The organism is Faecalibacterium sp. An58, assembly GCF_002161515.1.
GTDB classification, from domain to species: Bacteria; Bacillota; Clostridia; order Oscillospirales; family Ruminococcaceae; genus Faecalibacterium; species Faecalibacterium avium.
Genome location: NZ_NFHX01000017.1, coordinates 1 through 12,890, shown reverse-complemented (window position 1 = coordinate 12,890; position 12,890 = coordinate 1). Strand labels below are relative to the sequence as shown.

At 64.4% G+C, this 12,890-nt stretch carries 10 protein-coding genes; 4 read left to right on the top strand and 6 right to left on the bottom strand.

The annotated features are described in order from the left end of the window. Entirely contained in the window at positions 1-2,613 is a 2,613-nt protein-coding gene (clpB, locus tag B5G12_RS10080; RefSeq protein WP_087324835.1) for an ATP-dependent chaperone ClpB, read from the bottom strand. 496 nt (positions 2,614-3,109) lie between these two features. On the opposite strand from clpB, the gene pckA reads away from it, so the two are divergent. Beyond that, positions 3,110-4,699 carry a phosphoenolpyruvate carboxykinase (ATP) gene (gene pckA / locus B5G12_RS10075; protein WP_087232896.1) on the top strand — a complete coding sequence of 530 codons (1,590 nt, stop codon included), beginning with the start codon at positions 3,110-3,112 and terminating at the stop codon, positions 4,697-4,699. 108 nt (positions 4,700-4,807) lie between these two features. On the opposite strand, the gene B5G12_RS10070 is transcribed toward pckA, so the two are convergent. From B5G12_RS10070 to B5G12_RS10055, 4 genes are all read right to left on the bottom strand, one after another. After that, positions 4,808-5,215 (bottom strand): metal-dependent transcriptional regulator, encoded by a 408-nt coding sequence (locus B5G12_RS10070; protein ID WP_087324834.1) that lies wholly within the window; start codon positions 5,213-5,215, stop codon positions 4,808-4,810. Between the two features lie 124 nt (positions 5,216-5,339). Next, positions 5,340-5,894, bottom strand: coding sequence for a Fe-S-containing hydro-lyase (locus B5G12_RS10065; protein ID WP_087232902.1), 555 nt, complete (start codon positions 5,892-5,894; stop codon positions 5,340-5,342). 26 nt (positions 5,895-5,920) lie between these two features. Then, a complete protein-coding gene (locus B5G12_RS10060; RefSeq protein ID WP_087324833.1) occupies positions 5,921-6,760 on the bottom strand; it encodes a fumarate hydratase in 840 nt (279 codons plus the stop codon). A 12-nt stretch (positions 6,761-6,772) separates the two neighbouring features. After that, positions 6,773-7,945, bottom strand: a complete 1,173-nt coding sequence (locus B5G12_RS10055) for an NAD(P)-dependent malic enzyme (protein ID WP_087232908.1) — start codon at positions 7,943-7,945, stop codon at positions 6,773-6,775. A gap of 298 nt (positions 7,946-8,243) precedes the next feature. Between B5G12_RS10055 and B5G12_RS10050 the strand changes: the two genes are divergently transcribed. Beyond that, the gene (locus tag B5G12_RS10050) at positions 8,244-9,368 is read left to right on the top strand and encodes an FKBP-type peptidyl-prolyl cis-trans isomerase (RefSeq protein ID WP_242956007.1); all 1,125 of its coding nucleotides are present in this window, start codon (positions 8,244-8,246) and stop codon (positions 9,366-9,368) included. 81 nt (positions 9,369-9,449) lie between these two features. Here B5G12_RS10050 and B5G12_RS14985 read toward each other — a convergent pair whose 3' ends face one another. Then, positions 9,450-9,605: a hypothetical protein gene (locus B5G12_RS14985; RefSeq protein ID WP_242956006.1), complete on the bottom strand. Its 156-nt coding sequence runs from the start codon at positions 9,603-9,605 to the stop codon at positions 9,450-9,452. A 263-nt stretch (positions 9,606-9,868) separates the two neighbouring features. On the opposite strand from B5G12_RS14985, the gene B5G12_RS10045 reads away from it, so the two are divergent. Both B5G12_RS10045 and B5G12_RS10040 read left to right on the top strand, forming a co-directional pair. Next, positions 9,869-11,035 carry a patatin-like phospholipase family protein gene (locus B5G12_RS10045; protein ID WP_087324832.1) on the top strand — a complete coding sequence of 389 codons (1,167 nt, stop codon included), beginning with the start codon at positions 9,869-9,871 and terminating at the stop codon, positions 11,033-11,035. Next, the gene (locus tag B5G12_RS10040; protein ID WP_087324831.1) at positions 11,032-12,690 is read left to right on the top strand and encodes a phosphoenolpyruvate--protein phosphotransferase; all 1,659 of its coding nucleotides are present in this window, start codon (positions 11,032-11,034) and stop codon (positions 12,688-12,690) included. Before B5G12_RS10045 ends, B5G12_RS10040 begins: the two co-directional genes overlap by 4 nt. Positions 12,691-12,890 lie beyond the last annotated feature (200 nt).

Here is a 12,890-nt window from a genome sequence, read left to right as displayed (position 1 = left end):
TTACCCCAGGGTAAAAGCGCTGCCGTCCCAGTCCACCGTCAGGGTATCGCCCTCGGCATAGCTGCCGCCGATGATGGCTTTGGCGATCAGGGTCTCGATCCGGCTCTGGATGAACCGCTTGATGGGCCGCGCGCCATAGATGCTGTCGTAGGCCGCGTCGATGATGGCGTCTTTGGCCCTGTCGGTCACCTGCAGGTGCAGACGTTTGCCCTCCTCCATCCGGCGGCGCAGATCCTCCAGCTGCAGGCTGACGATCTGACGGGCCTCCTCCTTGGTGAGGCTCTTGTAATAGACGATCTCGTCCAGACGGTTGAGGAACTCGGGACGGAACTTGCCGCGCAGCAGCGTGTCGATCTGGTGTCGGGCCTCGTCGCTCAGTTCGTTGGAACCGGTCGCGCGGCGCTGCTCCAGGTCGCTGAGGATGATGTCGCTGCCCAGGTTGGAGGTGAGGATGATGATGGTGTTCTTGAAGTCCACCGTGCGGCCCTGGCTGTCGGTGATGCGGCCGTCGTCCAGCACCTGCAGCAGGATGTTGAACACGTCGGGATGGGCCTTTTCCACCTCGTCGAACAGCACCACGCTGTAAGGCTTGCGGCGGACCGCCTCGGTCAGCTGGCCGCCCTCCTCATAGCCCACATATCCCGGAGGCGCGCCGATCAGGCGGCTGACGCTGAACTTCTCCATATACTCGGTCATGTCGATGCGGATCAGATTCTTCTCGTCGTCGAACAGGGCCTGGGCCAGGGCTTTGGCCAGCTCGGTCTTGCCCACGCCGGTGGGTCCCAGGAACAGGAAGCTGCCAATGGGCCGGTCGGGGTTGGCGATGCCGGCGCGGCTGCGCAGGATGGCCTCGCTGACCTTGGTCACCGCCTCATCCTGGCCGATCACACGCTTGTGCAGCACGTCCGCCAGATGCAGCAGCTTCTCCCGCTCGCCCTCCACCAGCTTTTCCACCGGGATGCCGGTCCAGCGGGCCACGATCCGGGCGATCTCCTCCTCGGTGACACGGTCCCGCAGCAGGCTGGCCTCCTTCTTTTCGGCGGCCAGTTTCTCCTCGGCGGCCAGCTGTTTCTGCAGCTCGGGCAGCCGGCCGTATTTCAGCTCGGCGGCCTTGTTCAGGTCGTATTCCCGCTGGGCCTTCTCGATGGCGGCGCCTGTCTGCTCGATCTGCTCCCGCAGGGACTGCACCTTGCTGATGGCGTTCTTCTCGTTCTCCCACTGGGCCTTCATCTGCTTGAACTTATCCTGCAGCTCGGCCAGCTCTTTTTCGATGTCCTTCAGGCGGCTCTGGCTCAGCGCGTCCGTCTCCTTTTTCAGGCTGACCTGCTCGATCTGCAGCTGGGTGATCTTGTGGGCCATGTCGTCCATCTCGCTGGGCATGCTCTCCATCTCGGTCTTGATCATGGCGCAGGCTTCATCCACCAGGTCGATGGCCTTGTCGGGCAGAAACCGGTCGGTGATATACCGGTTGGACAGGGTGGCGGCGGCGATCAGGGCGCTGTCGTTGATCTTGACCCCGTGGAAGACCTCATACCGCTCTTTCAGGCCGCGCAGGATCGAGATGGTGTCCTCCACCGTGGGCTCATCCACCTGCACCGGCTGGAACCGCCGCTCCAGGGCGGGGTCCTTCTCGATGTACTGGCGGTATTCGTCCAGGGTGGTGGCGCCGATGCAGTGCAGCTCGCCCCGGGCCAGCATGGGCTTGAGCAGGTTGCCCGCATCCATGGCGCCGTCGGTCTTGCCGGCGCCCACGATGGTGTGCAGCTCATCGATAAAGAGGATGATCTTGCCCTCGCTCTTTTTGACCTCGTTCAGCACGCTCTTGAGCCGCTCTTCAAATTCGCCCCGGTACTTGGCGCCGGCCACCAGGGCCCCCATGTCCAGGCTGAAAATGGTGCGGTCTTTCAGGTTTTCGGGTACGTCCCCCCGGACGATCCGCTGGGCCAGACCCTCCGCGATGGCGGTCTTGCCCACGCCGGGCTCACCGATCAGGCAGGGGTTGTTCTTGGTCTTGCGGGAGAGGATCCGCACCACGTTGCGGATCTCCTGGTCCCGGCCGATCACCGGGTCCAGCTTCTGTTTGCGGGCCAGATCCACCAGGTCCTGGCCGTACTTCTGCAGGGCGTTGTAGGTCTCCTCGGGGTTATCGGTGGTCACGCGCTGGTTGCCGCGCACCGAGCTGAGGACCTTGAGGAAGCCGTCCTTGGTGATGCCGAAGGCCCGGAACAGCCCTGCCGTGTTGGCGTTGGTCTCGCTCAGCAGGCCCAGCATCAGGTGCTCCACGCTGATGAACTCGTCCTTCATGGCCTTGGCCTCCCGGGCGGCGGCGTTCATCACCTTGTCGGCGGCCTGGGAGATATAGATCTTGTCGGGGTCCCGGCCCGAACCGGACACCCGGGGCAGGCCGGCCAGCTTCTCGGACACGGCGGCGGCAAAGCTGCCCGCGTCCACATTCATTTTTTGCAGCAGCTGGGGGATCAGCCCGTTTTCCTGGCTGGCCAGCGCCAGCAGCAGGTGTTCCGGCTCCAGAGCATTGTGCTGGTACTCCACTGCCAGCTGCTGGGCGGCCTGGATGGCCTCGACGGTCTTTTGGGTATATTGATTGGTGTTCATATGCTTTCCCTCCATTCTCCGGCGCCCAAAGGCCCGGGGATGCGGCCGGCCCTGGCCGGCGCGTCAGCTCGTCACTTGCAACGTCCGACTGCTAGCACGGCCGGGCCGCGCCGACACAAACCCCGGCCTGGCCTGAATGCACATCCAATATCTTGATCTGTCTTGTCATGGTATGCCTCCCGCCTGCTCTGCACAGGCTTTTTAGCACTCTAGTCTTTCGACTGCTAAAAGTATACTCGCAGGGCGGTCTTCTGTCAAGAGGGGAGAGGGGCGAAAGGGGGCTGTTCACAAAAAATTTACGCGCCGGGAAGGACGGGCGGGTGTCAATTTTTGGGCTTTTTGAGGAGCTTTTGTTGTCGCTGCATCCAAAAAGGAGCCGCCGCCCTTGTCATATCCAAGGGATATGTGGTATAATCATACTGCACTAGTAGCGAATGGGCACCGTCTTTGCGCGGGGCCCATTTGCTCAGAATTTACCAACGGAGGGATGTTAGCTATGGAAACCTACGGCATTGAAAAATATGGCATCATCGGGCCCAAGGCTGTCTACCGCAACCTGACCCCGGCCCAGCTGACCGAGGCTGCGCTGCGCCGCGGTGAGGGCGCCCTGAGCAAGACCGGCGCGCTGGTGGTCACCACCGGCAAGTACACCGGCCGTTCGCCCAACGACAAGTTCATCGTGGACACCGAAGGCGTGCACGACGACATCGCCTGGGGCAAGGTGAACCGCCCCATCAGCCGCGAGAAGTTCGACGCCATCAAGGGCAAGGTGGCAGCTTATTTGCAGGGCCGCGAGGTCTTCATTTTTGACGGCTACGCCGGCGCAGATCCCAAGTACACCAAGAAGTTCCGGGTCATCAACGAGCTGGCCAGCCAGAATATGTTCATCCATCAGCTGCTGATCCGCCCCACCGCAGAGCAGCTGGCCAACTACGGCGAGCCTGACTACACCATGCTGGTGGCACCCGGCTTCAAGTGCGATCCCGAGGTGGACGGCGTCAACAGCGAGGCCGCCATCATGATCGACTACGAGGCACACCTGATCGTCATTGCAGGCAGCCAGTACAGCGGCGAGATCAAGAAGAGCGTCTTCTCCACCATGAACTACGTCATGACCAAGGAGAACGTGCTGCCCATGCACTGCTCGGCCAACATGGACCCCGAGACCCATGAGACCGCCGTCTTCTTCGGCCTGTCCGGCACCGGCAAGACCACCCTGTCCGCCGACCCCGGCCGCAAGCTGATCGGCGACGACGAGCACGGCTGGAGTCCCGACGGCATCTTCAACTTCGAGGGCGGCTGCTACGCCAAGTGCATCAACCTGAAGGAAGAGAACGAGCCCGACATCTTCCGCGCCATCAAGTTCGGCTCCCTGGTGGAGAACGTGGTCATGGACCCCGAGACCCGCGAGCTGGACTTTGACGACGACAGCCTGACCGAGAACACCCGCGTGGGCTACCCCGTGGACTATATCTCCAACGCCCAGATCCCCGGCGAGGGCGGCATCCCCAAGGTGGTCATCTTCCTGACCGCCGACGCATTCGGCGTCCTGCCTCCCATCAGCCGTCTGAGCAAGGAAGCCGCCATGTACCACTTCGTCACCGGCTTCACTTCCAAGCTGGCCGGCACCGAGCGCGGCATCACCGAGCCCCAGCCCACCTTCTCCACCCTGTTCGGCGAGCCCTTCATGCCCATGGATCCCCAGGTGTACGCCAAGATGCTGGGTGAGAAGCTGGACCAGTACGGCACCAAGGTCTACCTGGTTAACACCGGCTGGGCCGGCGGCAGCGCAGCCGACGGCGCCAAGCGCATGAAGCTGAGCTACACCCGCGCCATGGTCACCGCCGCTCTGAACGGCAGCTTTGACAGCGTGGAGTTCAAGCACCACGACGTCTTCAACGTGGACTATCCCACCAGCTGCCCCGGCGTGCCCGACGAGATGCTGGATGCCCGCGGCATGTGGGCTGACAAGGCCGCCTATGACCAGCAGGCCAACAAGCTGGCCAAGATGTTCGAGGACAACTTCGCCAAGAAGTATCCCCACATGGCCGCCGAGATCGCCAACGCCGGCCCCAAGGCAAAGTAAGTCTGCCCCCGGCATGATCTTCTGAACGCAAACGCGCCGCTCCTGCGGCACGACAAAAAGGCCGCCGCCCCGTGATGCATGGGGCGGCGGCTTTTTTCTGCGGCAGGCTCAGCTGTCGGTCTTGTCCGCGTCTTTACAGGAGTTCTCGGCGTCGGTCAGCAGCGCGCACTCGCGGATCTTCTCCAGTGTGACCTCGCTGAGGATGTGCTCAGCCTTGCAGGCATCGGCAGCGGCGGTCTTTTCGTCCACGCCCAGCTGGATGAAGAAATGGGTCAGCAGGCGGTGGCGGCTGTAGATCCGCTCCGCGATCTCCCGGCCAGGGGGCAGCAGGCTGAGATTGCCCTCGCCGTCCACCGCGATGTAGCCGTTTTCCCGCAGCTTCTTCATGGCGATGCTGACGCTGGCTTTGGTGAAGCCCAGCTCGTTGACAACGTCGATGGAGCGCACTTTGCCCTGGCGCTCGGTGAGCATCAGGATGGTTTCCAGATAATCTTCAGCGGACTGGTGGATGGTCATGATTGGTTCTGCCTCCTGTTTACTGCCCGGCGGGCAGGTGATGTTGGTCTGTATCTATAAGAGTACCACAACCGGCTGCGGCACGCAAGAGCGGACCGGGCTGTTTGTGTCGAAAAAAGGACTTTTACAGGCTGGCCAGGTAAGCGGCGGGGCCCGACTGGTACAGATCGCCCCCCGTGCTGTCCAGGATGACCGTCAGGGGCATATCCCGGACGGTGAGCCGGCGCACCGCCTCGCATCCCAGATCGGGCCAGGCGATGACTTCCAGGGAGAGGACGCTGCGGGCCATGAGGGCCCCGGCCCCGCCCAGAGCCGCCAGATAGACGGCTCCGTTGCGCACCACCGCCTCCTTGACGGCGGCGTCCCGCTTGCCCTTGCCGATCATGATCCGGTTTCCCAGGTCCAGCAGGCGGGGGGACATACTGTCCATACGGCCCGAGGTGGTAGGCCCGGCCGAGCCGATCACCTGGCCGGGGCGTTCCGGGGTAGGCCCCACATAATAGATGGCGCTGCCCTCCAGAGGGAAAGGCAGGGGTTCGCCGGCGTCCAGGGCCTCCATCATCCGCTTATGGGCCTGGTCCCGGGCGGTATACACCACCCCCGACAGCAGTACGGTGTCCCCGGCCCGCAGGGGGGCCAGGTCGGCGGCGGTGCAGGGGGCTGTCAGTTTGTATTCCATAGCATCTCCTTTTCTGCCCTGCCATCTCACAGGGCGGCGCAGGCCCGCCGGGTGACATGGCAGGACACGTTGACCGCCACCGGCAGGCCCGCCACATGGGTGGGCATCTGCTCAATGGCAAGGCCCAGGCAGGTGGTGCGCCCGCCAAACCCCTGGGGGCCGATGCCCAGGGCGTTGATCTCCTCCAGCAAAGCGCGCTCCAGGCCCGCATAGTAGGGGTCGGGGTTGGGCACGTCCAGCGGGCGCAGCAGGGCTTTCTTGGCCAGATAGGCCACCTTGTCAAAGCTGCCGCCCACCCCGACGCCCAGGATGACCGGGGGGCAGGGATTGGAACCGGCCTGGCGCACGGTGTCCACCACGAACCGCTTGAACCCTTCCACCCCGTCGGCGGGCTTGAGCATGGCGATGCGGCTCATATTCTCGCTGCCAAAGCCCTTGGGGGCCACCGTAATGGTGCAGCCCTCCCCCGGCACCAGGTGGACGGTGATGGCGGCGGGTGTGTTGTCGCCGGTGTTGCCCCGGCGCAGGGGGTCGGCCACAATGCTCTTGCGCAGGTAGCCGTCGGTGTAGCCCCGGCGCACCCCCTCGTGGATGGCGGCCTCAAAGTCGCCCTCGATATGGACATCGGTGCCCAGCTCCACAAAGACGCAGGCCATGCCGGTATCCTGGCAGATGGGCAGATCGGCCTCGCGGGCGGCGTCCAGATTGGACCACAGCAGGTCCAGGGTGGTCCTGGCCAGGGGCCACGGTTCCGAAGTGCGGGCGGCGTCCAGGGCAGCCTGAACGTCTGCGGGCAGCCGGGTGTTGGCCTGGATGCACAGGGCCGCCACCGCGTCGGTCAGCTTTTGGGCGGGGATGGTACGCATGGCAGGTCCTCCTTACAGCCGGGCGACGCCGGTATCCCGGGCGGCCTGGGCCACAGCCTGGGCCACGGCCTCGGCTACGCGGGGATCGAAGGCGCCGGGGATGATGCATTCGTCGCTGCGCTGGTCATCGGTGATGAGGTCGGCGATGGCATAGGCGGCGGCCAGCTTCATCCGGTCGTTGATGTCCCGGGCGCGCACCGACAAAGCGCCCTTGAACAGGCCGGGGAAGCACAGCACATTGTTGACCTGGTTGGGGAAATCGCTGCGGCCGGTGGCCATCACCCGCACGCCGGCGGCTTTGGCCTCATCGGGCATGATCTCGGGGGTGGGGTTGGCCATGGCAAAGACGATGGCGTCGGGGGCCATGGTGCGGCACATCTCTGCGGTCAGGCAGCCGGGCTTGGACACCCCGATGAACACATCCGCCCCGCGGATGGCGTCGGCCAGACCGCCCTTGACCTGGCGGGGGTTGGTCACTTCGCCCAGCCAGTTCTTGTGGGCCTCGGCGCTGTTGCAGCCCTTGTACAGGGTGCCGAACTGGTCCACCGCGATGATGTCCCTGGCCCCGGCGGTCATTAGCATCTTGATGATGGCGGTGCCTGCGGCGCCGGGCCCGTTCAGCACGATATGGACCTCCTCCATCTTTTTGCCCACCACCCGCAGCGCATTGATGAGGGCTGCGGTGACCACAACGGCGGTGCCGTGCTGGTCATCGTGGAACACCGGGATGTCCAGCTCCCGCTCCAGGGTCTGCTCGATCTCAAAGCACTCGGGGCTCTTGATGTCCTCCAGGTTGATGCCGCCAAAGGTGGGGGCCAGGGCCTTGCAGGCCGCGATGACGCCGGCGGCGTCGTGGGCGTCGATGCAGATGGGGAAAGCGTCCACCCCGCCGAACTGCTTGAACAGCACCGCCTTGCCCTCCATCACCGGCAGGGCCGCCTGGGGCCCGATGTCCCCCAGGCCCAGCACAGCGGTGCCGTTGGACACCACCGCCACCATGTTGCCCTTGAAGGTGTAGCGGTAGACATCCTCGGGGCAGGCGGCAATGCGGCGGCAGGGCTCGGCCACGCCGGGGGTGTAGGCGGTGGCCAGTTCGTCCCGGGTGCGCACCTCCACCTTGCTGTGCATCCCAACCTTGCCCTGATGGGCCTCGTGCATTTCCAAAGCTGCCTTGTTGTAATCCATACTTGTCCTCCTCAAAGCCGTTTTTCTTATTGTAGCACAAAGGGGGCAGCAGTTTCCACCCGCAGAACGGCACATTTGGCCCAAAAGTGCCCTGGAGCGGCGGGATTTATGGGAATTTTGTAAAAGAACTTTCTTTTTTTACAATTCTCCGGTATACTGGGGTACGCCCCTGCCCGGGGATGTGCCTCAAGGCCGGCCGCAAAGCGCGGCGGCGTTTCGGGCGCGCTCAGGGCATCGCTTTGTTTGCAAAGGGCGCGGCCCATGCCTGCGCCCATCCACCGATCAGGAGGTTTTCACTTTGAAGCATCTACGCTCTGCCGCGGCCGTGGCCGCAGCGCTGGCGCTGGCCGTCTCTGTTGTGGGCTGCGGCGCCGCTTCTTCGGCGTCCTCCAGCACCCTGCTGGGCCCCGCCGCCAACTACGACTACCAGAACTTTACCTACAGCCAGGGGCTGGACGCCAACGGGCACTGGGAGGGCGTCTCCGCCCTGGACTACGTTACCCTGCCCGAGGACTACGCCGCCATCCCTCTCAAGAAGTCGGATGTCGAGCCCTCCGAGGAGGACATCCAGACCCTGTGGGACAACCTGCTGGAATCCAACCGCGTCAACCAGCCGGTCACCGGCCGCCCGGCTGAGACGGGCGACATCGCCAACATCGATTACAGCGGCACGGTGGACGGGGTCGTCTTTACCGGCGGCACCGCCCAGGGCTATGACCTGACCTTGGGCAGCGGCTCTTTCATCGACGGCTTTGAGGATCAGATCATCGGCCACAACATCGGAGACAGCTTTGACGTCACCGTCACCTTCCCCGACGATTACGGCGATTCCACCGACGAGGCGGGCAACCCCATCACCCTGTCGGGCAAGGAAGCCGTGTTCTCGGTCACCCTCAACAGCCTGGCGGTCAGCGTCCTGCCCGAGGCCACCGACGCCTGGGTGGAGGAGAATTTCGGCGCTTCCAACGACCTGCACACGGTGGCGGATGTGGACCAGTATTTCCACGACAGCCTCTACGATTCCAACCTGACCAACGCCATCGTGGACTATCTGACCGAAAACGCCGAGATCTCCAGCGTGCCCCAGGTGCTGCTGAACTACCAGGTATGCAGCCAACTGAGCTACTACAACAGCTATGCGTCCATGTTCGGCTACGAGAGCCTGGACGAGTTCTTGTCCGGCTTCATGGGCTACGACAACGCCGACGCCCTGCTGGCCGACACCGAGTCCGACATCCTGAACAGCTGCAACCAGCTGCTGATCTTCCAGGCGGTGGCCGAGAGCCTGGACCTGGCCCCCACCGATGCCGAGCTGGAGGCTTATGCCAGCTACACCGAGACCATGGGTGAAGGCTACGTCCACCTGCTGGCCTTGCAGGACAAGGTCCTGTCCACCCTGCGGGAAGGCGCCCAGATCAGCTGAGCCGGCCCAAATCACCCCGTATCGCCCAAACGCCCCCGCTGTCCCAAAGACGGCGGGGGCGTTTGTCGTTTTATCCTCTGGTCATTCGTCGGGGAAAAGCTGTTCCAGGGTGACCAGCACCCCATCCTGGTCGTTGGAGGGGCAGACCCGGCGGGCAAAGCGGGGCTTGTCGTAGGTGTAATCCGAGCGGACGAAGGTGCCGTCCACATCGGCGGCCACCAGTTTGAGATCGGGCATCAAAGCTCCCTCCTTTGGATCGTTCTGCCTTGATTGTACCATCCCTTTGCCCCGAAAGCTATTCCTATCCCGCCAGGTCTTGTCAAAAATCCGCCCATCCGGCCAGACTGGCAGCAACTGGAATATCAGATGGGGCTTTGTGGCAAAAACTCTCTCGTAAATTTGTATATTTTGCGCGTTGCCCGGGAGGCAGAAATCGTCCGGGTTTTGTGGTATACTGAATATGATCGTTCGGATCGGACGGCCCAAAGGAGGGATGCCGGATGGGCACAGAAAAACTTTGCCGGGGGTTGGTGCTGGCCGGTGGCGGCGCCCGCGGGAGCTATCAGGTAGGGGTCTGGCGCGCCCTGGACGAGCTGGGCTGGACGGCCGGTGTGGTCACCGGCACCAGCGTCGGCTGTCTGAACGGCGCCATGTACGTCCTGGGGCAGTATGAGACGGCCCGGGATATGTGGCTGAGCATCCGCAGCAAGGATGTGATGGAGCTGCCCGCCCCCGGCTCGGGTCTGGAGGGCCTGGGCGAGGCGGTGCGCCAGTTCGTGGCCGAGGGCGGCGTGGACGTCTCCCCTCTGGAGGACATCGTGCGGCGGGTGCTGGACGAAAAAGCGCTGCGGGCCTCCCCCATCCGGTTCGGACTGGTAACGGTGGAACAGCGGGGCCTGCGCCCCCACCAGCTGACCCTGGAGGAGATCCCCCAGGGCAGGGCTGCGGATTACCTGCTGGCCTCGGCGGCCTGCTTCCCCGCCATCCAGGCCCGGGACATCGACGGGGTCAAATACATGGACGGAGGCTACGCGGACAATATGCCCGCCGGCCTGGCCGCCCGGATGGGGGCCACCGAGCTGGTCTGCGTGGACCTGGAGGGGCTGGGCATCACCCGGCCCAACCGCACCGGCCTGCCCACCACCCTGATCCGCAGCCACTGGGAACTGGGGGACATCCTGCGGTTCGATCCGGCGGTGGCGCGGCGGAACATCGAGCTGGGCTATTACGACACCCTGCGGGCCTTCGGACGGCTGCGGGGGGACGCCTATGCCATCGCCCTGCCGGGCAGCGCCGAGGCTGCGGCTTTGTTCCGGGCCAGGCTGGACCCCCTGCAGGAAGCCGTTCGGGGGCGCTGGCCGGCCGCCCATCTGTCCTCGGCGGCGGCCCTGGCTCTGGCCGGGCTGGAGGACACGCCTCTGGCCCCCCTGGAAGCAGCCGCAGAGGAGGCCGGCGTGGACCCCGCCCGGATGTACACCGTGGAGGAACTGGGGCAGGCTTTCCTGGCCCAGTGCGACCACCAGCGGCTAGCCGCCTTTGACCCCTTGTTCGACGGCAGCGGCAGCGGCGCACTGGCCGCCCGGGCCGCGCTGCTGCCCCATCTGTATTTGCAGGCCCTGGTCCGCCGGGCGCTGACCGGGCCGTATGTGCCGGAGGTGATCACATGAAGCGTTATCAGGGTGTATCCGTATCGCCGGGACTGGTGTTGGGACAGGTCAGCCTGCTGGCCATGAGCAGCCGGGACCGCTCCTCCTTCAACCGCAATCCCCAGAACCCCGAGAAGGAACTCCTGCTGCTGGAGGACGCCATCCGCACCGCCCAGAGCGAACTGGAATCCATGGCCAGCCGTTCGGCGGACAGCGAACAGGCCATCTTCCTGTTCCAGAGTATGCTATTGGAGGATGACAGCTTCCTCAGTGAGGTGCGCTCTTACATACAGGCGGGCACCGGCGCCGCCGAGGCCATCAACCGGGTGGGCCAGCGCTATGCCGACCAGCTGCGGGCCATGACCGACAACACCTATTTGCAGCTGCGCAATGTGGATATCCTGGACGCCACCCAGCGGGTGATCAATATTCTGTGCGACCGGCCCCGGATGCGGCTGACGCTGGACCATCCGGTGATTTTGGCCGCCGACCGGCTGATGCCCAGCGACCTGTTCAGCATCCCGGCGGGGATGATCCTGGGCATCATCACATCCGAGGGCAGCACCCTCAGCCATGCGGCCATCATTGCCCGGGCCCGCAAGATCCCCAGCCTGGTGCAGGTGGGGCGGGATTTTCTGGACGACTGCGACGGCCGGATCGTGGTGCTGGACGCCGACCAGGGGGTGTGCATCCTGGACCCGGACGCCGCCACCCGCCAGCAGGCGGTGACCCGCATCTGCACGGACCAGCGGGCCAGCGAGGGAGACATGGAGATGCCCTTGCAGGATATGCCCTGCATGACCCGGGACGGGGTATCCTTCGAGCTGCTGGCCAACTGCTTCGGCCCCGAGGACATCGACAGCGCCATCCAGTCGGGGGCTGCCGGGGTGGGGCTGCTGCGCAGCGATTACCAGATCCTGGCGGGGGACACCTTTGACGAGCAGGAGCAATACTTTTACTACACTTCCTGCATTGCCGCCGCAGGGGGCAAGCCGGTGACGGTGCGCACCTTCGATTTCGGGTCGGACCGCACCCTGTCCAACATTTACCGGGGGGATCAGTCGGCCCATCTGGGGATGCGGGGCATCCGCAGCAGCCTGCGCAGCCCGCGCCGGTTCGAGGCACAGATCCGGGCCCTGATGCGGGCCGCCGCCCGGGGGCCTTTGCGGATCGTGTTCCCCATGGTGACCAATGTAGAGGACTGGGACGACGCCATGAAACTGGTGGCACACTGCCGCCAGAACCTGGAAGAACGCGGGGTGCCCTACAACAGCAAAGTCCCCTTTGGGATCATGCTCAGCATACCGGCGGCCTGTCTGATCGCCGAGGACTTTGCCCGGCACGGGTGCCAGTTCTTTGTGATCGGCACCAACGACCTGACCCAGTACACCCACGCGGCCGGGCGGGAGATCACCAGCGCCGAGCGGTACTTCCAGCCCACCAGCAAGGCCATGTACAAGCTGATCCGTATGTCGGTGGACGCCGCCAAGGCCCACGGCATCCCGGTGGGCATCTGCGGTCTGGCGGTGGGCGACCCGGACAACGCGGTGCAGTACCTGCACATGGGCCTGCGCAGCTTTTCGATGGGCCCGCAGAACCTGCTCAGCGTCAAGAAAGCCCTGCTGGACGCCGAGGCGCTCCCCCACCGGGCCGGCCCGCCCCAGCAGGAGGGCTGACCGTCCTTCCCGCCAAACCATAACGCGCACAGGCCACCCTTCGGGGCGGCCTTTTCTGCACGCTGAAAGCGACACGCAAAACAATGCGGGGGCCGGCTTTGCAGCCGGCCCCCGCAGAGGGACCCTATCTTTCGTGACGCAAAAGTTCTTTTGTTTTGGTGCGATCAACAACAGAAGGAATATGGTTCTATTCCTCTTTG

Bases quoted from the DNA above. Each gene is read 5' to 3' on its own strand.
- B5G12_RS10070 (WP_087324834.1), bottom strand. From the start codon at position 5,215: ATGACCATCCACCAGTCCGCTGAAGATTATCTGGAAACCATCCTGATG.
- B5G12_RS10065 (WP_087232902.1), bottom strand. From the start codon at position 5,894: ATGGAATACAAACTGACAGCCCCCTGCACCGCCGCCGACCTGGCCCCC.
- B5G12_RS10040 (WP_087324831.1), top strand. From the start codon at position 11,032: ATGAAGCGTTATCAGGGTGTATCCGTATCGCCGGGACTGGTGTTGGGA.
- B5G12_RS10045 (WP_087324832.1), top strand. From the start codon at position 9,869: ATGGGCACAGAAAAACTTTGCCGGGGGTTGGTGCTGGCCGGTGGCGGC.
- pckA (WP_087232896.1), top strand. From the start codon at position 3,110: ATGGAAACCTACGGCATTGAAAAATATGGCATCATCGGGCCCAAGGCT.
- B5G12_RS10060 (WP_087324833.1), bottom strand. From the start codon at position 6,760: ATGCGTACCATCCCCGCCCAAAAGCTGACCGACGCGGTGGCGGCCCTG.
- B5G12_RS14985 (WP_242956006.1), bottom strand. From the start codon at position 9,605: ATGCCCGATCTCAAACTGGTGGCCGCCGATGTGGACGGCACCTTCGTC.
- B5G12_RS10055 (WP_087232908.1), bottom strand. From the start codon at position 7,945: ATGGATTACAACAAGGCAGCTTTGGAAATGCACGAGGCCCATCAGGGC.
- clpB (WP_087324835.1), bottom strand. From the start codon at position 2,613: ATGAACACCAATCAATATACCCAAAAGACCGTCGAGGCCATCCAGGCC.